15 protein-coding genes and 1 pseudogene are annotated in these 20,566 nt (G+C 57.3%); 9 read left to right on the top strand and 7 right to left on the bottom strand.

Features of this window, described 5'->3' with window-relative positions; all coding sequences use genetic code 11:
• Positions 1-37 precede the first annotated feature (37 nt).
• The 5 genes from RBB80_RS13115 to RBB80_RS13095 all read right to left on the bottom strand — a co-directional run bounded on the left by RBB80_RS13115 (position 38) and on the right by RBB80_RS13095 (position 8,121).
• Positions 38-2,884, bottom strand: a complete 2,847-nt coding sequence (locus RBB80_RS13115; RefSeq protein ID WP_433968639.1) for a TonB-dependent receptor — start codon at positions 2,882-2,884, stop codon at positions 38-40.
• Between the two features lie 466 nt (positions 2,885-3,350).
• Positions 3,351-4,637, bottom strand: a complete 1,287-nt coding sequence (locus RBB80_RS13110) for an alpha/beta hydrolase family protein (protein ID WP_433969655.1) — start codon at positions 4,635-4,637, stop codon at positions 3,351-3,353.
• A 51-nt stretch (positions 4,638-4,688) separates the two neighbouring features.
• Complete coding sequence (locus RBB80_RS13105) at positions 4,689-5,018, bottom strand: hypothetical protein (protein WP_433968637.1); 330 nt, start codon at positions 5,016-5,018, stop codon at positions 4,689-4,691.
• Between the two features lie 35 nt (positions 5,019-5,053).
• Complete coding sequence (locus RBB80_RS13100; RefSeq protein WP_433968635.1) at positions 5,054-6,055, bottom strand: hypothetical protein; 1,002 nt, start codon at positions 6,053-6,055, stop codon at positions 5,054-5,056.
• A complete protein-coding gene (locus RBB80_RS13095; protein ID WP_433968633.1) occupies positions 5,992-8,121 on the bottom strand; it encodes a TonB-dependent receptor domain-containing protein in 2,130 nt (709 codons plus the stop codon). Before RBB80_RS13095 ends, RBB80_RS13100 begins: the two co-directional genes overlap by 64 nt.
• 218 nt (positions 8,122-8,339) lie before the next feature.
• Between RBB80_RS13095 and RBB80_RS13090 the strand changes: the two genes are divergently transcribed.
• From RBB80_RS13090 to dctA, 9 genes and pseudogenes are all read left to right on the top strand, one after another.
• Complete coding sequence (locus tag RBB80_RS13090) at positions 8,340-9,707, top strand: NAD-dependent succinate-semialdehyde dehydrogenase (protein WP_433968631.1); 1,368 nt, start codon at positions 8,340-8,342, stop codon at positions 9,705-9,707.
• A 131-nt stretch (positions 9,708-9,838) separates the two neighbouring features.
• Positions 9,839-10,648 (top strand): FadR/GntR family transcriptional regulator, encoded by an 810-nt coding sequence (locus RBB80_RS13085; RefSeq protein ID WP_433968630.1) that lies wholly within the window; start codon positions 9,839-9,841, stop codon positions 10,646-10,648.
• Between the two features lie 18 nt (positions 10,649-10,666).
• Positions 10,667-11,560: an NAD(P)-dependent oxidoreductase gene (locus tag RBB80_RS13080; RefSeq protein WP_433968628.1), complete on the top strand. Its 894-nt coding sequence runs from the start codon at positions 10,667-10,669 to the stop codon at positions 11,558-11,560.
• Positions 11,557-11,841, top strand: coding sequence for a hypothetical protein (locus RBB80_RS13075; RefSeq protein ID WP_433968626.1), 285 nt, complete (start codon positions 11,557-11,559; stop codon positions 11,839-11,841). Before RBB80_RS13080 ends, RBB80_RS13075 begins: the two co-directional genes overlap by 4 nt.
• Positions 11,736-12,547 (top strand): annotated as a pseudogene (locus RBB80_RS13070) (thiamine pyrophosphate-dependent dehydrogenase E1 component subunit alpha). Before RBB80_RS13075 ends, RBB80_RS13070 begins: the two are co-directional and overlap by 106 nt.
• The gene (locus tag RBB80_RS13065) at positions 12,540-13,538 is read left to right on the top strand and encodes an alpha-ketoacid dehydrogenase subunit beta (protein WP_433968624.1); all 999 of its coding nucleotides are present in this window, start codon (positions 12,540-12,542) and stop codon (positions 13,536-13,538) included. Before RBB80_RS13070 ends, RBB80_RS13065 begins: the two are co-directional and overlap by 8 nt.
• 23 nt (positions 13,539-13,561) lie before the next feature.
• On the top strand, positions 13,562-14,902 hold the full coding sequence (locus RBB80_RS13060; RefSeq protein WP_433968622.1) for a M24 family metallopeptidase: 1,341 nt from the start codon (positions 13,562-13,564) through the stop codon (positions 14,900-14,902).
• Between the two features lie 54 nt (positions 14,903-14,956).
• Entirely contained in the window at positions 14,957-16,117 is a 1,161-nt protein-coding gene (locus RBB80_RS13055) for a dihydrolipoamide acetyltransferase family protein (RefSeq protein ID WP_433968620.1), read from the top strand.
• Between the two features lie 76 nt (positions 16,118-16,193).
• Positions 16,194-17,492: a C4-dicarboxylate transporter DctA gene (dctA, locus tag RBB80_RS13050; protein WP_433968619.1), complete on the top strand. Its 1,299-nt coding sequence runs from the start codon at positions 16,194-16,196 to the stop codon at positions 17,490-17,492.
• 153 nt (positions 17,493-17,645) lie between these two features.
• Here the strand turns inward: dctA and RBB80_RS13045 are convergent, their stop codons facing one another.
• Positions 17,646-19,670, bottom strand: a complete 2,025-nt coding sequence (locus tag RBB80_RS13045; protein WP_433968617.1) for an LVIVD repeat-containing protein — start codon at positions 19,668-19,670, stop codon at positions 17,646-17,648.
• On the bottom strand, positions 19,667-20,281 hold the full coding sequence (locus tag RBB80_RS13040; RefSeq protein WP_433968615.1) for a DUF305 domain-containing protein: 615 nt from the start codon (positions 20,279-20,281) through the stop codon (positions 19,667-19,669). Before RBB80_RS13040 ends, RBB80_RS13045 begins: the two co-directional genes overlap by 4 nt.
• Between the last annotated feature and the right edge of the window lie 285 nt (positions 20,282-20,566).

The following is a 20,566-nucleotide window of genomic DNA, read 5'->3' as shown; positions in this document are numbered from 1 at the left end:
GGAGGCATGAACAATGCTCCCCGGCACCCTTTCCCGTCTACCTTTCGCGCGAAGCAGACCATCGGAGACCGCCTCCGAAGGTTTGTTTGTAGAACTCACGCTGGATCGGATTCACCGTGCTGCCGTTGTAGAAACCGAACACCTCGTTGTTCAGGTTCAGCGCGTAGGCTACCGCAGTGAAGCCTCTCGGAAGCCTGTAGGTTCCCTGCAGATCCACCTGCAGGTGAGAGTACAGATAGGTGTCTCCGTTCGGTCCTGTGATGCCGCCGCCCGCGGCCTTGTATCCGGTGTTTGTCTTAGGGTTTCCGCCTGCGAACACAATCGGGCCAGCGCTGCTGTCGCTGTATTGATAGGAGAAGATGTTTGCTGCGTTGTAGCTCAGGCCCAGCCGGACAGACAGATTCCGCTTGTCATACGTAGGGCTGATGTTCCAGGTGTTCGGGGACTGGCGGAGCAGATCCGGCTTATCCGTCCTCGAAATTCCCGTGGGCGAGCCATTGGGGTCAAGCAATCCCGGGAAGGTGACCTGCGAGGCGGAGTAACCGTAGTTCGCCGACAGCCCTGTGCCATTGAGCAACCCCGGAAGATACGTGAAGTGCTGTTGGAACGAGATCTCGAACCCGTAGACATAAGCGCTGCCGGCGTTCTGCGGCTGGGTCTGAATTGTTCCATCGGACAGAGTAGTTTGTAGCGGAATGATCGGGTCCGACAGGTGCTTGTAATAAACACCCGCCTGCAGCAGCCCGATAGGGTTCAGGTTCCGCTCATAGAGCAGGTCCACGTTATCCGCATGTTCCGGCTTCAGCGTGGGATTGCCGATACTTGAAGTGGTCCGCACACCACCCGGTGACACCGTCGCAAACGACACCAGGTCCGAGAAGTCCGGCCGCGACAGGCCCCGTCCGTACACCAGCCGGATGCCGCTCGACGGCGTCAGCGAGTAGCGCACCGAGCCGCTCGGCAGCACATCGAGATACGATCCATTCCGAGCCACGGGAGGCGCATTCGGAACCGTATTGCCATTGTCGCTATCGCTGGTGTTTTCAAAGCGTACCCCTAACAGGATGCGGAATCTGTTCAGATTGACGGTGTTCATCAGGTACCCCGCCGAAACCTTCTCGACCAGGTTGAAGTTATTGGTCAAGATATTGGGATTTGCCGGATCTGCTGTGACGGCGGTAAATGCCTGCACCGTCTGATAGTTCACCGCCGGCCCGAACTGATAGGTCCCCCCGTAGTAGTTCGGGTCCTTGAACCCGTTCAGGAAGTTGGTCATCTGCAGCGAAGGGTCGTTCGCCGCCGCCGTCGGAATCGTAAAAATCTCATTCTGATTGGCAAACTTGTGCAAGTTCCGGAAGCGTCCTCCAAACTCGAAGCTCGACGCGTGGCCGAAGAACGTGTAGGACGTTGCCAGGTCTGCGCCGAAGCCGAGATCGACCTCGGGGTTGTAGTAGTTGTTCACTCTCTGGCCCGCGTAGTAATACTGAGTCGGATCGAAGATGTTCACGTTGCTGGGCGCCACCAGCTTCGGAGTCAGAGGATTGGAGTTATCCAGCGAGAACTGGATGCCTCCGTTCAACACCGAATTCGCCCCCGGAGCGAAGGTCGCGTCCGAATACCCCTCGTCCCGCGTCCGTCCCACCGAGCTCTCCACATCCCACGCAAGGAGAGACCGTCGGATTACGTGGCGCCCTCCGAGCTGCAGACTTCCCAGATCCTGCACCGGTCGACGAATCTCCGCGCCGAACGTAGTATTACCCGTGCCGTCCGGCTGTCCATCCTGCGTAAATGTCGTCGCGACGTTGTAGTCCCAGCGATTGCCGAAGTTGTGAAACAGTGAGTACAAGCCCTTCAGGTAGATGCTGGAGGTCTCATTGAACCGATAGTCTATCGTACCTGCGTAGCCTGTCCGGTTGCGGTAATACTGATAGTCCCTCTGGTCGTATCCGCCCAGAAGCACAGGTCCCGGTTCCACATCGTTGATGCCGCGTCCGTTCCAGTCATACGATCCGCCGAACAGCAGCCCTAATTTGTTTCCCTCGAGAAACCGCTTCCCCAGCGTCCCATCGAACTGGTACACCGGCCGCCCTCCGATAATCGGGGTATACCCTCCGGTCGACTCGAGCGCAACGGTCGGCCTGTCACCCGCACTCTTCGTGCGCAGGTCCACCGACCCGCCGATCCCGTCCCCGGGCATGCTCGCCTCGAGCGTCTTGTTGATCTGCACCGACTCCACCAGGTCCGCCGGAATAATATCCAGCTTCACCTGACGCACTGTCTCAGCCGAGGCGAGGTTCACTCCGTCAACCGTCACATTGGTCAGACGTGGCTCCGTGCCCCGCACCTGCACGTACTTGCCCTCGCCCTCATCCCGCTCCAGCGTAACGCTCGCCAGCCGCCCGAGTGCATCCGCTACGTTCGCATTCGGCAGGCTCTTGATCACGTCTGCAGGCAGCACATTGATGATATTGTCCGCATTGAAGGTTCGGTTGATCGCCTCGATCTCTCCGCCCTCGCGCCCCGCATACACCTGTACATCCTGCTTGTTCGAGGCCACGCTCAACGAAGCCTCCAGCCGCACCACCTGCCCCGAAACTACCGTCACCTTCTTGGTGAAGAGAGCAAATCCCGCGTACGAGACCGTTACCTCGTGGTCTCCTGCGCTTAGCCCATTCAATGTGAACTGCCCCTGCGCATCCGAGAGCGTCGAGGCTGCCCCCGGGTTTACCTCTACCTTCGCACCCTGCAGCGCGCCTCCCTGGCTATCGACCACCGAACCAGATAGTAGTCCGATTCCGGTCTGCGCTCCTGCCGGTAACGCGCAGATGAACAAGAACATAAATATAGATACTGCGAATTGCTTCGCATAATTTCCAAGAGACATCGCCAACTCCGTTTCTGAATGACTGGAAGATCGCGCCCGAGGATGTGCTTCGGTTGAACGCACTGCTGTAGAAGGCACATTGCACTTTAAGGCTTCCAGTCAAACTAGGGGAGGCTTTTGCAGAGGTGTGAACGCAGCGTAACAAGCGTGTGAAGCGGTCTTAAGGCTAGCTTAAGCTTTGACGATTCAGTCGTTTTGAGGACAGGATTACGGTGTCCCAAAGTTCCGAGCCAGGCTGAGATCAAGGCGCGTCGTTTGACGCTATGGATCGTCGGACTTGTTCTTAGGTGATTCTGCGTTGAGGCCCGATGCCGCCAGACGTTCCTACTCAGTTGGACATAAAACGCTAACGATCCCGCAATAGATTCAGAGCGGGATCGTTATTACAGCCGATCGTTCTATACGAGAGATCAGATTTTGAAGATTGAGTGGGTCGCTTATTTCTGCACTGTCGATCAGTAGCCCGTTATGGGGTGGCTTTGAGATTTTGATCGAGCCATGGAAGAATGACCTGTTTGAAGATGCGAGGATCTGGCCATACTCCCACCTGACGGCCGAGGTGACCTCCCTGAGGATTGATCCACGCGTCCTTCGGGACATCGCCACTGTCAAGCAGCTTATAGACATCGGCGATCGGCACCTGGGTGTCTTTGGTGCCAGCGAGAATCAGCATGGGCGCTGTTGGCTTGCCGAGGAGATGCTGATTGACCAGAGACATCTTCGAGAACTCGTCGATCACCTGATCCAGAGTAGTTACATTTTCGAAGATGGACATCATGGCGGGAATCTGATCGAAGAGATACTCGCGGTTGCCTACCAGCGAGTTCACGACAAAGTCTTTCTGGAAGAAGAGGTCGGTGGGCGGAGATTGGACGCTGACGCACTTGAGGCGATCTTTCTCGAGGATTGCCATCTTGGTGCCCCAGTAGGCTCCCCAGCTGACACCATGCATGGCGATACGGTGGGAGTCGACTTCGGGCCGGGTGGCGAGGTAGTCGAGGACTTTAGAGAGGGCGCGATCCGCGGTGGGGCTGGCTTTGACGGGAGATTGGCCGGTGCCAGGGCCGTCGACGGCGATGTAGCCGATGCCGTAGGGCAGGATGGCGGAGAAGCTCTCGGTGAGATCTTCCTTGCGGCTATCAAGTCCATTGACGGCGATGACCATAGGGATGCGGCCGGTGGCGCCTTTGGGTAGACGCAGGTAGCCGATGATCTCCTTGCCTTCGAAGGGAATGTGAACGACCTCGACAGGTGGATCCATCATGCGGGCATGAGCGAGAAATGCTTCGATGCCTTTTGCGTAGGAGAGTTTTTTCTTGGGCGAGGAGTCGGTGGGCCAGCGGCCGAAGAAGTAGAGGTGCCAGGCACGGATGTAATCTGCGTTGGCCTTGGCGGGATCGGTCTTTTCGAGGCTCTTGCCCTCGGCCATGTAGCGGTCGGCGACCCCCATGAAGCCTTCGGCCCACTCATCCTTGTCGCGGGTGTGGATGGACTTGAAGGCCTCGCGGACGTCGTTGGGATCGAGGCCGATGAGAGGATATCCGCCGACCTCAGCACGATGGACGGCCTCAACCTTGATCTCGTCCAAGGTACGCTCCGGCGCCCCTGGGCCAGGAGGCCGGCTGAAGAGAGCCCGGCGCATACGGCGAGTAAAGATGCGATGGTTTTGAACTTCCTGTTTGCCGAATGCCTGTTTGCCGAGTGCCTGTTTGCCGAGTGCCTGGTTGCCACGATAGAAATTCCTCTCTTCCACAGTTTTCAAAGCAGTTGAATTTCGACGTTCGCCTTGAGCCGAAGCCGAACGCTAGAAGGAAAGCTTAAGACCGAGTTGCACAGCGCGACTGCCCCCTGAACCGATGACAGGATTTGAGGCAGCTACGTCGGGCGTCGCACAGCCGCAGCCGAACTGGCCAGGGACGGAGGGATCGTTGTGACCCCAGCCGTTTTGGCCTCCGAAGGGATTGGCGAAGTTGGGATGGTTGGTGAAGTTGAACAACTCCGCGCGGAACTGCGCTGCGTATCGGTCGTGGAAGTGCCAGTTCTTATCCACCGAGAAGTCCCAGTTTTTATAGCCGGTGTCGCGGAAGGTATTGCGGCCCATCGTGCCGAAGGTTCCAAGCGCGGCTGGAGTCATGACGGAGTTTCCCGATCTATAGCAACCGCCGGTACCTAGAGTGGCGATCGAACGCGCGTGGGCCATGCAGACTGGATCGTTGACAGCATCAGCGCCTGCGAGATAAGGGGTACCCACCGCGCCCCTGACTTGAAGTCGCCGGGGTTGCCGAAGAAGTCCCAGCGGTCGACTCCCTCTCCGGTCTGACTGAAGTCGTTGCCGGTATCGATGGGACCCCAGGGTTGCGCTCCGTAGAGGCTGACGATGGAGTTGACCTGCCAGCCTTCGAGGGATTGAAAGAACGATTTTCGGCCGGGGATGGCGTAGGTGGTGGTAAGAGTGAAGCGGTGGCGGATGTCAAAGTCGCTGCTGGCGTACTCGCGCTGAGGATGTGTGCTGTCCTGCGGAATACCTGAGCCGGCCCCAAAGTCCCAGTTTGCGCCTACGTTGTCGAGCGAGTGAGAGTAGGTGTAGCCGGCAACGGCGGTGAAGTGGTGGTAGTTGCGGGCGGTCATGGTCATCTGCAGACCGTCGTAGTTGGAGCGGTAGATGTTGCCCATCTGATAGATGAAGCTGAGATAGGGATAGAGAGCGTTGAAGGGACGGCCGGACTGCTCGTCATGATTGAAGTCCGCCGAGGGAACGTTCTGGTTGATGTCGTGAATGCCGACGAGCTTTTGCCCGTGGTTGCCAACATAGGCAGCCTCAAGCACGAGGTCCGGCCGGAAGGAGTGCTGGACGTTAATGTTCCAGCTATAAACCTGTGGGGTGCGGAAGTTCTGCACCATGCCGAGAATGCTGCAGGGGTTGGCGCCGCAGTTGATCACGCCGGTGGGGAACACAGTGGACGGGCCGCTGTTGTAACCGGCGTTCCAGTTGAGAGCGGAGCCAGTGAAGTTTACGGTGCCGACGGCGATTGAACCGGATCCCTGGCCGCCGTTGGGACCTACACCCATCGCGCCGGTGGGAATAGTGCTGATACCGAGAGAGTTGTTCAGAGCAAGGAAGGATTCCCAGTTGATGGTTTCGTAGATGAGCCCTGCGCCGCCTCGCAGCACGGTTCGGCCGCTTCCGGTGATGTCCCATGCGAAGCCCACGCGGGGGCGAAGTTGTAGTGCTCGCCGTTGTAGGGGCCGCTGATTCCCTGGCCGACCTGGACCAGCCCTACGCTGGGATCGAAGTTGCCGAGCAGGTTGTTTGCCTCCTTGACGACGGTGTTGAGTTCGTAACGAAGGCCGAGGTTGAGGGTGAGGTTCTTGGTGAGTCGCCAGTCATCCTGAGCGAAGCCGGCGAATCCCCAGTTGTGAATCTGCCGGGTGGGGTCTCCGCTAAGCAGACTGCCGGATGCGGGCACACCGGCGAAGAAGTCTTCGAGCGGTGTTGCGCCCGGGAAGGCGTCGGTGCCGAACCCGAACTTGATGCGGCCGCGGCTGCCGGCGTAGGCTCCCCCGGTGAAACTATCGCGGTGTATCTCGCCGCCAAATTTGTAGGCGTGCTTGCCGACCGTGTAGGAGACGTGATCGATGAACTGGAACCTCCGGTCGGGACCCTGAATCTTCGGCCAGTTGAATCCTCCCAGTTCGTTGAGCGCGGGGAAGAAGTCGGAGATGTTGACGCGAGGCAGGCCGAAGTACAGCGGATTGGTGACACCGGTATTCAAACCATAGGCAGAGGCCGGCTTGTCGCGGTCGTTGACGAAGGTGGGCTGGTAGACGGTGTTGTAACCAAAGCGTGCTTCGTTGAGCCAGCGGGGGTTGAGGATCCAGGTCCAACTCGCCCCAACGACCTGGGCGCGAGTATGGATCTGGGTCAGCCACTTGGTCTGGAGTTGGTTGGCGTCGGAGACTGTTCCATTGTTGTTGCCGAAGAAATACAGACCGTTGATCGAGTGACGTTGATTGATCTGATAGTCCATTTTGGCTACGGCGTTGTCAGTGGTGACGTCGTTGGGTAGGCCGTAATTAATGAACGTAGGGCCAGCCGCGTTGGTGCCGTTGTTGGTGGGGAACCCTGTACCGTTGCATACGATGGGCGGACCCACGGTGCATCCTCCTATGGTGAGACTGGGGGTGCTGGGAATGATGCCAGCCGCTTCGACCCCTGCGATGGCATCAACAACACTGTTCTTCGGGTCGCCGTTGAGTGAGACCGTAACCGGCGTGTTCAACTGGCTGATACTCGCTACCTGGTAGGTCTGCCTCTCGTATCCGCCGAAGTAGAACAATTTGTCCCTGAGGATCGGGCCTCCCGCGGTCCCGCCGAACTGCTCAAGGCTGCGTGGATTCTTCGGCCCTCCTGCGATGGGATTGAAATAGTTGCGCGCATCCATCGGAGTGTTTCGGCCGAAGGCATAGGCTGTGCCGTGGAGTGTGTTGGTACCGGATTTGAGCGCGACGTTGACCATGGCTCCGGGCTTCCACCCGTACTCCGCCGGCGGATTCTCGATGAGGTTGAACTCCTGGATCGCATCGACGGGGAGGATGGTTGCGGAGTCTCCCGCGATGCCAGCTCCATTGATGATGCTCTGCCCGGAGAACGGCTCGCTGTTGAACAGTCCGTCGATGATGTAGGCGTTATCTTCTGCGCGCAGGCCGTTGGTGCTGGTAGTGGAGAAGCCTCCGCCGGGATAACGCACGATACCGGGACGAAGCTGAAGCAGATTCTCATAGTTGCGGCCGTTGAGAGGGAGATCGTTGATCTCCTTGTTTCCCAGCGTGCCCCCAAGAGTTGATGAAGTCGTATTGATGAGCGGCACCTGCATCGTGACCGTGACTGTCTCGGAAGCTGCTCCTGTTTGCAGAACGAAATCAACCTGGGCGTCAGAAGCAACTTCGATCTGAATATCGGTGCGCTCTGTGGCTTTGAAGGTCGGAGCCTCGACACGTACCGAGTAGATGCCGGGCATCAGATCCGGCGCCACATACTCACCTGCCTGGGAGGTGACCAGAGAGCGCGTGGTTCCCCGCTGCACATCCGTAATTGTCACCTTTGCCCCGCTGACCAGCGCGCCCGAGGAGTCGCTGACGTCGCCAAGGATGCGGCCGGTGTTTGTTTGAGCAACTGCGGAAGCGGAAATAGAGAGGAACAACACCGGGACGGCGAGGGCAACAGCGATCCCTTGCATCGATCTGGTTACAAGGCTGGCTGCTCTGTGAAAGTTCATTGCGTGTACGCCCCCTAAATTTTGGTACGACAGCTTTACCACCGCACCACAACACCAGTCAAGGAATTTGGGAAAACAAATTATTTTGGAAGTCACTTGACAAACTTATCCGGACTTGCGGTATAACTGTCAGACCACAAGCGCCTCTCCTCAAGGTGCCATGAGAAAGGTCTTCCGAGATGGGCATTGCAAGCATCAATCCGGCCACCGGCGAAGTAATGAAAACCTTTGATCCGCTGACCGACCAGGAGTTGGCGACCAAGCTCGATAAGGCTGCTGCAGCGTTTGTCCTTCATCGTGAGACAAGCTTCGCCTATCGCGCGGAACGGATGATTAAAGCGGCGGAGATTCTCGAAGCAGAGAAGGAGCAGTTTGGCCGACTCATGAGCCTGGAGATGGGAAAGCCCATTCAGGCTGCTATCGACGAGGCCGTAAAATCTGCCTGGGCCTGCCGCTACTACGCCGAGAACGCCGAGCGATTTCTGGCTGACGAGGCGGTCGAGACCAGCGCGAACCGCAGCTACATTCGTTATCAGCCGCTAGGGCCTGTCCTCGCTATCATGCCGTGGAACTATCCTTTCTGGCAGGTCATTCGGTTCGTCGCTCCTGCATTGATGGCCGGTAACGTCGGACTGCTTAAGCACGCCTCCAATGTTCCGCAGAGCGCGCTGGCCGTGGAAGATGTCTTTCTTCGCGCGGGCTTCGCGGAGGGAGTCTTTCAAACTCTATTAGTCGGCGCCTCCAAGGTAGAGGGCATTCTGGCCGACCCGCGCATCGCGGCAGCAACGCTCACAGGAAGTGAAGGCGCTGGAGTTCAGGTTGGCATCTCTGCAGCCAAAAGTATCAAAAAAGTCGTGCTGGAGTTGGGCGGAAGCGATCCCTTCATTGTGATGAAGACAGCGAATTTTGACGAGGCCGTTGCAACGGCAGTCAAGGCACGGGTTGCAAATAACGGCCAGTCCTGCATCGCAGCCAAGAGATTCATCGTGGAGGATTCCATCGCGGACAGGTTTGAGAAGGAGTTCGTTGCACGCATGGAGGCGTTGAAAGTTGGTGATCCACTCGATCGGACGACCGAACTAGGACCGCTGGCCTCTGCCAGTGCAGTCGAAGATCTGCACCGCGATGTGCAGAAGTCAGTCGATGCAGGCGCAAGGCTGTTGACTGGAGGAAAGCCGATTCCAGGAAAGGGCAGCTTTTATCCGCCGACAGTCTTGACCGACATCCCACTCGACTCCCCCGCATACAGCGAAGAGTTTTTTGGCCCGGTTGCGACCATCTTCCGCGTGAAGGATGTAGAAGAGGCAATCCGCATCGCCAATGACACGCGCTTCGGCCTGGGCGCGAGTGTGTGGACTCAGGACGAGTCCGAACGAGACCACCTGATCCAGGAGTTGGAGGCGGGAATGGTCTTCGTCAACAAGATGGTCGCCTCGGACCCGCGGGTGCCGTTTGGCGGGGTCAAGCAGTCTGGATTTGGACGCGAACTGGGACCATTCGGCATTCGCGAGTTCACGAATGTCAAAACTGTATGGATTGAGAAATAGACACGAGATCTGTCGAATTTTGAAAAGGTGGCATCTAGGTAGGGCCACCAGACCTTAAGTGTTTTGTAACCCAATAGACGATTTGGTCTATTGGTATAACCAAATACCCGAAACGGAAATCATCTACCGGAATGGCAATTTCAACCCATGGCGTCCTGTATAGTGTTTCGACCACGACCACCCTTCCCGGTGGCCAGACGAAGGGGATGCCTATGTACAAAGTAGTTCGAACCGCAAGACTTTATGAGCAGATAGTGCAGCAGATCGAGCAGTCGATCCGGGAAGGAAAGCTGAAACCTGGGGACCAGCTCCCGGCAGAACGGGAGTTAGCTCAGGAGTTTGGCGTCAGCCGCACAGCTGTGCGCGAAGCAGTTAAGACCCTGAGCGAGAAAGGGCTGGTCGAAGCGTACTCAGGCCGAGGCACGTTTGTCAGCACGGGCAAGTCCCAGGCGATACGCCACTCCCTGAACTCCTTTCTCAAGAGCGGCGACCTCGAAGACTCGGACTATGTTGCGGAGATGCGCGAGATTCTGGAACCCGAGTTCACGGCACTCGCCGCAACGCGTATCGAAGAGCAACACCTGGTCATGATGCGAGAGGCTGTGGCCGTAATGGACCGCAGCATGAAAAATCCTGATGCCTATATTGAAGCCGATCTCGACTTCCATCTGGCGCTGGCCGAGGCTGCCGGGAATCCGCTCATCCTGTCATTACTCGATTCCCTGGTAGGCGTCCTGCGCGAGCAGCGGCTGGGAATCTTCGCTGTCACTGGCGGCCCGGAGCGTGGTCAGGTCCATCACAAGCTAATCCTCGAAGCGATTGAAAAGAGAAGTGCCAGCGGTGCGCGCAAAGCGATGCGTGCTCACCTGCAACAGGTGCACCAGGATTCGAAGGTTTCTGCAGTTATGAAAACCAAATCAACTAAGGGAAACCCCACTTAGCACGAAAGGCAGGATCGAATGGCGAACCTCGGCTTTATTGGCCTCGGAGTAATGGGAAGTGAGATGGTGGATCGGCTCTTGGCGAAGGGCCACTCTGTGACCGGGTACAACCGGACACGGTCCAAGGCGGAACGGCTTATTGCGAAGGGAATGAAGTTCGCAGAGTCTCCGCGTGAGGTAGCCAAAGCAGCCGATGTTGTTCTCTCCATGGTCACGAACGGCTCCGCATTGAAGGGTATTGCGGAAGGCCCGAATGGCTTTCTCGCAGGGCTCAGCGCAGGAAAGATTCTGGTCGATATCAGCACCGTTGGACCGGATCTAAGCCGTGAGATCGCGGAGAGGGTTAGGGCTCTTGGTGCAGACATGCTGGACGCTCCTGTCTCCGGAAGCGTCATTACTCTCCAGCAAGGCAATCTGTCCGTGATGGTGGGCGGCAGGGCTGAGACCTTCGAGAAGGTCAAGCCGATCCTGTTGGATATAGGCCCCAAGGTGACGCACGTCGGCGGCAATGGACTTGCGCTGTCGATGAAGATTGCTTCGAATCTGAGCCTTGCCGTGCAGATGCTGGCCTTCTCCGAGGGCGTGTTGCTGGCCGAGAAGAGCGGAATCAAGCGCGAAGTTGCGGTGGACGTACTCACTCACAGCGCCATCGCCTCTCCCATGGTCAAGTACCGCGGCCCCTTCGTGCTTCAGCAGCCGGAAGAGGCATGGTTCGACGTGAACATGATGCAGAAGGATATGTTGCTGGCGTTAGATCTTGGACGCCAATTGAATGTACCCCTCCCAACTACTGCGGTTACCAATGAATTTCTAACTGCGGCACGCGCCATGAACTGGGCCAAGCTGGACTTCGCCGTGATCTTCGACGTTCTCGCAAAGATGTCCGGCATCGACACAGGAGTTGGAAGATGACACCCGAAACCGCAGAAGCTGTAAACACCTTCAGCAAAACACTGGCGCTTCACGCTTATCGACAGATGCTTCGTATCCGCATGTTCGAAGAGCAGGTGAATGAACTCTATACGCGTGCGCTGATGCCTGGCCTCGCCCACTTGTACAGCGGCGAAGAAGCCATTGCAGTCGGAATCTGCGAAGCTCTCAAAAAGAAGACTACGTCACCAGCACGCATCGCGGACACGGTCACTGCCTGGCGAAAGGCGCAACACCAAGTCTCATGTTCGCCGAGCTGCTAGGCAAGGAAGCGGGATACTGCCACGGCAAGGGCGGCTCGATGCACATCGCCGATCCTGCCACGGGCAATCTAGGCGCGAATGCGATCGTCGGTGGCAGCATGGGCATCGCGACAGGTGCCGCCTTCTCAGCAAAGTACCTGAACAATGGACGGGTTGCTGTGTGTTTTTTGGCGAAGGAGCACTCGGTCAGGGGTTGCTTTATGAGGTGCTCAACATCGCTCAGCTTTGGAAGCTTCCTGTGATCTACGTATGCGAAAACAATCTCTACAACGAGTACACACACTACAGTGAGACCACAGCGGGAGACATCTGCGCTCGAGCCACAGCATTCGGCGTGAAGGCCGAGACTGTTGACGGCCAGGACGTGCAAGCTGTCTATACCAAGGCGAAGCAGCTTATTGATGGCGCAAGAGCAGGCGACGGACCGGCCTTTCTTCTCTGCAATACGTATCGCTACACCGGCCATCACGTGGGCGACATCAATCGCGACTACTACCGCACCAAGCAGGAAGAGCAGGAGTGGAAGACCCGACGCGACCCCATTCTGCTTCACGGCGAACGGCTCCTTGAAGAAGGGCTCACCGATAAAGCTACGCTCGATAATCTCGAGGCCGAAGTTCGAGAAGAGATGAAAGCCGCTGTGGAGTTTGCCATCGCTGCCCCATACCCAGCATTAGAAGAAGTGGAGATGCACGTCTATGCCTGAGACTACTGATCGTGAATTGACCTTTGCCCAGGCCGTAAGAGAAGCGCTCGCCGAAGAGATGCGGCATGACTCGCGAGTCTGCATTCTTGGCGAAGACGTGGCCGAGGCCGGAACCCCGTTCAAGGTGTTATCTGGACTGGTCGAGGAGTTCGGAACCAATCGTGTCTTTGACACGCCGATCTCTGAGGCAGGCTTTACAGGCATAGCCGTGGGCGCTGCCATGACAGGGATTCGTCCCGTCGTCGACATCATGTTCGGTGACTTTCTCACCCTGACGATGGACCAGATGGTTAATCAGGCTGCGAAGATCCACTACATGTCGGGGGGCAAGTGGAAGGTGCCGATGGTTCTGCGTACTACGCTTGGAGCCAGTCGGCGCTCCGCCGCTCAACATTCGCAGTCTCTCCACGCATGGCTATGCCACGTGCCGGGGCTGAAGGTTGTGATTCCATCCACTCCAGCTGACGCGAAAGGTCTTCTGAAGACCGCGATTCGCGATGAGAACCCCATCATCTTCTTCGAAGACAAGATGATGCACCACAAGCTGAAAGGCCCCGTACCGACCGGAGAATATATGATCCCTCTCGGCGTTGCGGAGGTGAAGCGGATTGGCAAAGACATCACGCTGGTAGCGACCAGCAGCATGGTTCAGGTGGCGCTCGGCGCAGCAGATATGCTCGCGGAGATCGGCATCAGCGCGGAGGTCGTCGACCCACGAACTCTCTGGCCGCTCGATGAAAAGACGCTCATTGACTCTGCGAAAAAGACGTCGCGCGCCATTGTGATCGATGAAGGATACGGCCGCTATGGTGTGACCTCGGAGTTAGCATCCGTGATCTCAGAGGGTGCTTTCTATGATCTCGACGGCCCCGTACTTCGCATGGGAGCGATGCACGTTCCCATACCATTCTCACCGCCGCTTGAGGACCTGACCGTGCCGACCGAGAAGATGCTCTTTGATGCAGCGAAGAAGCTTTGTAGCAAATCGTAGAACCAGAAACGGGAGAAGCAACAATGGCACAGCCGACTTACGGAACCATGGGAGTTGATTGGGAGCAGCGAATCGATTTTGATCGTCTTCGCGTAGAGAGACTTCAGCGCGCGAAGAATTTGCTTGCGAAGTCTGAGATGGGCGCTCTGCTCTGCTTCGACATGAACAATGTGCGTTATCTCACATCGACACACATTGGCACATGGGCTCAGGACAAGGCGAACCGATTCGTCCTGCTCCCACAGAACGACGAGCCCATCCTCTGGGACTTCGGCTCCGCAGCACGACATCATCAACTCCATTGTCCGTGGCTCGGAGAACGCTCGCGGCCGGGGATCTCCATGTTGCGTGGAACAATGTCTCCCGAGCACGGTCGCGCGGAAGACGTCGCGAAGAAAATTCGCATTGAGCTAGAGATGCGTGGCTTGCATAAGGAGCCGGTAGGAATTGACATCATCGAGTTGCCAGTCCTGTTCGCGTTGCAGCGCGAGGGCATCACCGTTATCGACGGTCAGCAATTAATGTCCGAAGCCCGCGTCATCAAGACCAAAGACGAGATTGCGCTACTCAATACCTCTGCCTCCATGGTCGATGCCGCCTACCATGAGCTTTACATGGCGATGAAGCCGGGCATGCGAGAGAACGAAGCCGTAGGCCTGGTCAGCAAGGTGCTTTACGACCTCGGCTCAGAGTACGTCGAGGCGGTCAACGCCATCTCCGGCGAACGATGCAATCCTCATCCGCACGTGTTCTCCGACAGAATCATGCGACCCGGCGATCCTGTTTACTATGACATTCTTCACTCTTACATGGGCTATCGCACGTGTTACTACCGCACGTTCTCGATCGGTTATTCATCCCACGCAATGGTCGACGCCTATAAGAGATGCCGAGACTATCTGGACGCCGCGATCGATCTGATCCGTCCCGGCCGTTCGACGGGCGATGTCGCTTCGGTGTGGCCGAAGGCACAGGACTTCGGATTCCCCAATGAAGAGGCGGCCTTCGCGCTCCAGTACGGACACGGTATAGGACTCGCGATCTGGGAGAAGCCGGTTATCAGCCGCCTTGTCTCTTTGGATCATCCACAGGAGATCAAGCCTGGAATGGTCTTTGCTCTCGAGACGTTTTGGCCCTCGAAAGATGGGTGGAGTGCCGCACGAATCGAGGAGGAGATCGTTGTCACGGAGACCGGCCACGAGGTGATCACGCGCTTCCCTGCCGAGAAGCTTCTTGTCGCCGGTGCGCATTACTACACGGTCGGCGGTCCACTTCCCACGGTGCGAGAGACAGAAGTAGAACCTAACTCGGATGTTCGCAACCTGGTTGCATCCAGCGCACAAAAAGAGAGGATCGGGAGCTAACGCTGCGCCTTAGGGTCATGCGTATCCCAATAATTTATGGCTATCAGCGTCGTAATGCCCGCACTCGAGATGGCGCAGGAGACAGGAAAGCTCGTCTCCTGGCTCAAAAAAGAAGGCGATAAGGTTTCGAAGGGAGACCTGTTGCTTGAAATCGAAACCGATAAAGCCGTGATGGAAGTTGAAGCCACTTCCGACGGCGTTCTCGGCGGAATCACAGGCGAAGTAGGGACCGACATTCCGGTGGGCCAGACTATAGCGTGGATCCTGAAGCCGGGAGAGGAGGTGCCGTCGGAGGCGAAGCCTCAGCCGCAGGCGGCCACTCCAGTTACAGAAGCAATCCAGAGCGCCGATGAATCCTCTCCGCAATCGTCGACTTCCAACTCCACCGCGAGAGTCTCTCCGAAGGCGCGCAGGCTCGCCAAAGAGAACGGCATCGATCTCAACTCCGTGCAAGGTTCCGGCGATGGCGGAGAGATTCTTGCCTCCGACATACAAGCACTCATAGACGGTGGTCATCATGACTCTCACCCTCCTGCGGTTCAAACCGAATCCCTCTCTTCCATCGGCCGCCTCATGGCCGAACGAACCGTCCAGAGTTGGACTACAGTACCCCACTTCTTTCTGCAACGAGAGGTGGATGCAACTGCGTTGAATTCTCTGCGTGCCTCTCTTGGGCCTGGAGTCGAGCAGTCCTCTGGAGTGAAGCTTACGCATACGGATATTCTTGTCGCACTCGTGGCTCGCGCCCTGGCCCGGCATCCTCGCGTCAATGCAAGCTGGATCGAGAACGGAATCCGTCTCAACTCCGACGTGAACGTCTCCATAGCGATGGCCGTGCAGGACGGCGTCGTAGCACCTGTTGTCCACAACGCAGACACTGCGACGCTGGGTGAGATCGCCAAACAACGTCGCGAGTTGACGGACAGAGCGAAAGCGGGCCGTCTCCGCCCCACCGATTTTGCGGGCGGGACCTTCACTGTCAGCAATCTGGGAATGTTCCACATCGATTCTTTTTGCGCAATCATCACTCCCCCACAGGCCGCAATTCTGGCCGTGGGTCAAATTGCTGACAGCGTAGTTGCTATTGATGGAGTCATGGTTGTGCGACCGGTCTTCAGCATGACGATCTCTTGCGACCATCGCGTATTGGACGGGGCAAAGGCTGCGACATTCCTCCACGACCTTGCCGAGTCAATACGCGAACCAAACCTATAGCTTACCTGTGCGCTCGGCTAGCGATGATGCGCGCAGCAGAGGCACTCCTGGACGACCGTAGGAAGGGACATCAAAGATGGAAAGCGTCGATGTAGAGCAACTACCTGTAGGTACGTCCGCTGAATCGAAGGGCAAAACCCCCTTTTATTTTAGTTTTTGGTTTCAGGTCTGCATCGCCGTCGTCTTAGCAATTGCCTTCGGATATTTGAGCCCGGCTCGTGCCGTAGCCATGAAGCCGCTGGGCGACGCGTTCATTCGCCTTATCACCATGGTTGTCACGCCGATCATCTTCTGCACGGTGGTCTCTGGGATAGCCGGCATGCAGGATTTGAAGAAGGTCGGTCGAGTCGGCGGAAAGGCGTTGATCTACTTTGAAGTAGTCTCCACGCTGGCGCTCTTCATCGGCTTAGTCGTAGGAAACATCGTTCACCCGGGTGCAGACTTTCACGTAAACCCAGCCACTCTCGATGCGAGAGCAGTGGAAGGCTATGCGGGGCAAGCTAAAGCGCAAACTATAACCGAGTTTGCAATGCACATCATCCCGACAACGATCGTGGATGCCTTTGCAAAGGGTGACATCCTGCAGGTCCTGCTGGTCGCTTTGCTCTTTGGCTTTGCGCTGTCGTTGATGGGTGACCGATGCAGGCCGCTTCTCGCTCTCCTGGACACCTTTACAACCGCCATCTTCGGAGTCGTTGGCATCATTATGCGCTTCGCCCCCTTGGGGGCATTCGGTGCTATGGCATTCACGGTGGGCAAGTACGGCATCGCATCACTCGGGCCGCTCCTCAAATTGATTGGAACGTTTTACATTACCTCAATCTTTTTCGTTGTTGTGGTTCTGGGAGCAGTTGCTCTCCTTGCTGGATTCAGCATCTTCAAATTTCTGTTGTACATCAAAGAAGAGATTCTTCTCGTGCTGGCTGTCAGTTCCTCCGAGCCTGCTCTTCCCACGCTGATGGAGAAACTTGAGACACTAGGGTGCTCGAAGGCACTCGTAGGGCTGGTAGTGCCTACGGGATACGCCTTCAACACCGACGGCACGAGTCTCTACATCACGCTCGCAGCTCTCTTCGTGGCCCAGGCTACGGGAACGCACCTCACTCTGGCGCAGCAGTTGACCATCTTTGCTGTAGCAGTCCTCACTTCAAAAGGCGCAAGCGGCGTGCAGGGCGCTTCGTTCATCGCGCTGGTGGGAACTCTCTCCGTCGTCTCTACCGTTCCCGTCGCGGGCATGGCTCTCATTCTGGGGATCGACCGCTTTATGAGCATGTTCCGTGCCGCGGTGAACATGATTGGCAACGGAGTGGCAACGTTGGTGATAGCACGATGGGAAAAGGAGGTCGACAAATCGACGCTCCGCATCCATCTGTGACGGATTACAGCTCTCTAGTTAGCTAAGACCACTAGAGAGCTGTAATCCGCCCGCTTTGTAAAAATAACAAAGCGTAATTCGCAGCAAGAAGCGGTGCTTACGCAGGCCAGCGAGCCCAAGGCCCATCACTGACGAGCGTCAGCCCGCGGAGCGTTAGGCAGTCGGACTCTCCAGTATCTGAGCCAGCGCATGCAGCCTCCTGGTATCCTCAGGAGTCTTTGCATCTGACGCGCTCGTTTCCACCGACGCTGCCATGCCGCGCAGCTTCGCCAAATCCTTCTTGCCAAGGTGCGACTTCTGCGTACGCGTAATTGCTTTGTTCAAATCTGCGATCCGATCAGACGACAGCGCCTGCGACCGGCCCAACTGGTCTAGATACGCTTTCGCTACCGTCAGTTGAGAGGGCCAGGTAATCTTCTGCTGGTTCTGTACATTCAACTCGCTGACCTGGACCAGCTTCGCCGCATCGATCTCACTCTGGGTTAGAAATTTGCTTGGGACCAGCTTGAACACATCCAGTCCGCGCGCGATCTCCGACCCGTAGATATAGCCGTTGTACCAATACGCAGACCAATCACCACCCAGGACCAACGCGTTGGCATCGACGGGCCCGCGATCGAAGTAGGCGATCTCGTACGCATGTGCCGGGTCCGTAAAGTCCATCACCGAAATTCCGCCTTGATACCAGGCCTGTACTTCGATGTCGCGCCCGGGAACCGGTATCAGTGAGCCGTTGTGAGCCACGCAGTTTTCCGTCTCCGTCTGGGCAGCCGACATCTTGTAGTAGCTTGCAAACGACAGCTTGTCATCCTTCAGGTTGAAGATCGCATCCGCTCCCCACTTGTTCGGGTCGGTGGGACGGCATCGTGGCTGCAAACCGCCGCCCCACTCATCGGTAAACACCACCTTCGTTCCGTCATTTGAGAAAGACGCCGAGTGCCAATACGAGTAGTTCGGATCGTTTACCGCATCCACGCGCTTAGGATGCACAGGGTCCTTAATGTCGAGCAGGATGCCATTGCCTGAGCAGGCCCCAGCCGCAAGTCCCAAGGCCGAATACACCGTGATGTCATGGCACTGGTTGGTGTCCGCAGGCTTCTCGGCTTTCTTGTCGTGGCTTCCACCATTGTTCAAGCCATTCAGAGCGCCCGTGCGCGCATCGATAAATACTCGCGGACTCGAAACCACCTTGGCCTGTTGTGGCGCGGCGAGCGGCACTTTGATCACGTCGATCCGAAACAACGACGTGTTCGGGTCCTTCTCCGGCTTCTCTTCCCCCGAGCAGCCCGCAAGCTCCTCACTCTGGCGCACAAAGGACGTTCCTGAAACGTAAATGTAGACATTGTCCTTATCGTTCGGATCCACCACCAGCGTATGCGTGTGTGATCCGCGGCAGGTCTGCACCGCCGCCACCTGCTTCGGATTCTTGATGTCCGAGATATCAAAGACCCTCACACCGCGAAAGCGATCCGCACTCGCCGTCGGAATTCTGTGGTCCTTCTCATGCCCCGGTTCCGGCGGGGGCAACGGCGGAAACCCTTGCACTCCGCAATCCAGACGTCCGTTCGGCATCTCCACCGACATGAACAGCAGGTTCCCATACACCGACACATCGCCCTGCCCGCCCGGACACACCAGCGACGTAATCAGCGACACCTTCGCCGGGTTCGAGATGTCGTAGAAGTTCACGCCATAGAAGTTGCCCTGGAACAGGTGCGTTCCCTGAAACGCAAAGTCGGAGTTTGCGAACGCGAGCTGCGCAATCACCAACTGCATGGGCTTCGGTATCTTATCTCTGTTACCCACACCTATCAGGTCCAGACTCTTCTGCACCGCCGGATCGTCTGGATTCGTAGACGACAGTTGAAACGCGTTAGGCTTCTTCACAAACGCAAGGTGCTCCATCCCCATCGCAGTTTCACCCGCGTCATACAGTCCAGGTTTCAGCCCCACGCGCGGATCGTTCGTCGTCGACCCCGTCATACCCGGCGGCAGTGGCACAGCGGGCTTCGGCGTAAACGGATTATCGTCTTCCTCTGAATCCGCCTGCGCAGCAGAGGCAGAGGGAGCCTGCGCAGCCGGAGCCTGCGCCCGAAGAACTCCAAAGCTCGAACACACCAAAGCCGCGCCAAAGGCCACACCGGCCAAACGAAAAGCGAAAGACTGCGTACGATTCATCGTTTCTCCTTCAACATGTCCTGCATAATTCCAATCTCAGCCCGCTGCGTATTGTCAGCATCGGTGGCAAAGTCGAACAGCTCCGCATCCTGCCCCGCGCCCGGCGTATCGAACAGCTGCTTGACCATCACCAGCGCCCCATTATGGTGCTGAATCATCCCCGTCAAAAACTGCCGGTCAAACTCCGCACCCTTGGCCTGCCGCAGCGCCTCCATCTGTTTCGGCGTCAGCATCCCCGGCATCGCCTGCATGGGAGACCCGCTCTTATCCATATCCGGCATCCCCGGCATCGCCATCGACACGGGTTCCCCGCGAGCCACAAGCCAGCGCTTCATAAACTTCATCTCGTCCGCCTGCGAAAGGCCGATGCGCGCTCCCAAAGAGCGAATTTCCTTGTTCTCCGTGTGCGATGGAATCAGCGCTGTCATCTCGACCGCCTGCCCGTGATGCATGATCATGCCCTGCATGAACTCGACATCAGCCTGCGACCTTTGAGGCGCCTGCCCCGTTGTAGACGATGGCAGCTGTCTGCTTGGAGTGCCCGGAGCGCCCGGCTGGACCACCACCGGCGCCGAGCCGGGCTGCGTTTGTTGACCATACAACGCGAGCACCGACGAGCTGCAAAGCACCATAGTTGATAGCCATCCACAGAGTGCTGCGGTCGTCGCCCTGATCCGCGGTTTGCGGCTCCAACCAATAGAATCGAGTCTCAATCTTCCCATCGCACCGGGCAACTTTCGTTCTCCCACGGTATCATGGCGGCGGTGAGTCGCAGAGAGAAAGCCACTCTCCACAGCGCCATAGTGACCCAGTACGCCCTTCCAGAAGCATCGACAACACGCACAAAGCGTCGCCTGCGCGGGCAAATCCCCTTGCGACTTCTACCAAAAGAGGAG

The organism is Tunturiibacter gelidiferens, from assembly GCF_051013345.1.
Taxonomy (GTDB): Bacteria; Acidobacteriota; Terriglobia; order Terriglobales; family Acidobacteriaceae; genus Edaphobacter; species Edaphobacter gelidiferens_A.
This window is presented reverse-complemented; position numbering and strand designations above follow the sequence as displayed.

Coding starts and splice junctions, on each gene's coding strand:
- RBB80_RS13085 (WP_433968630.1), top strand. CDS start 9,839: ATGGCAATTTCAACCCATGGCGTCCTGTATAGTGTTTCGACCACGACC.
- dctA (WP_433968619.1), top strand. CDS start 16,194: ATGGAAAGCGTCGATGTAGAGCAACTACCTGTAGGTACGTCCGCTGAA.
- RBB80_RS13045 (WP_433968617.1), bottom strand. CDS start 19,670: ATGAATCGTACGCAGTCTTTCGCTTTTCGTTTGGCCGGTGTGGCCTTT.
- RBB80_RS13065 (WP_433968624.1), top strand. CDS start 12,540: ATGCCTGAGACTACTGATCGTGAATTGACCTTTGCCCAGGCCGTAAGA.
- RBB80_RS13075 (WP_433968626.1), top strand. CDS start 11,557: ATGACACCCGAAACCGCAGAAGCTGTAAACACCTTCAGCAAAACACTG.
- RBB80_RS13080 (WP_433968628.1), top strand. CDS start 10,667: ATGGCGAACCTCGGCTTTATTGGCCTCGGAGTAATGGGAAGTGAGATG.
- RBB80_RS13095 (WP_433968633.1), bottom strand. CDS start 8,121: ATGCAAGGGATCGCTGTTGCCCTCGCCGTCCCGGTGTTGTTCCTCTCT.
- RBB80_RS13055 (WP_433968620.1), top strand. CDS start 14,957: ATGCCCGCACTCGAGATGGCGCAGGAGACAGGAAAGCTCGTCTCCTGG.
- RBB80_RS13115 (WP_433968639.1), bottom strand. CDS start 2,884: ATGTCTCTTGGAAATTATGCGAAGCAATTCGCAGTATCTATATTTATG.
- RBB80_RS13105 (WP_433968637.1), bottom strand. CDS start 5,018: ATGACTCCAGCCGCGCTTGGAACCTTCGGCACGATGGGCCGCAATACC.
- RBB80_RS13090 (WP_433968631.1), top strand. CDS start 8,340: ATGGGCATTGCAAGCATCAATCCGGCCACCGGCGAAGTAATGAAAACC.
- RBB80_RS13060 (WP_433968622.1), top strand. CDS start 13,562: ATGGCACAGCCGACTTACGGAACCATGGGAGTTGATTGGGAGCAGCGA.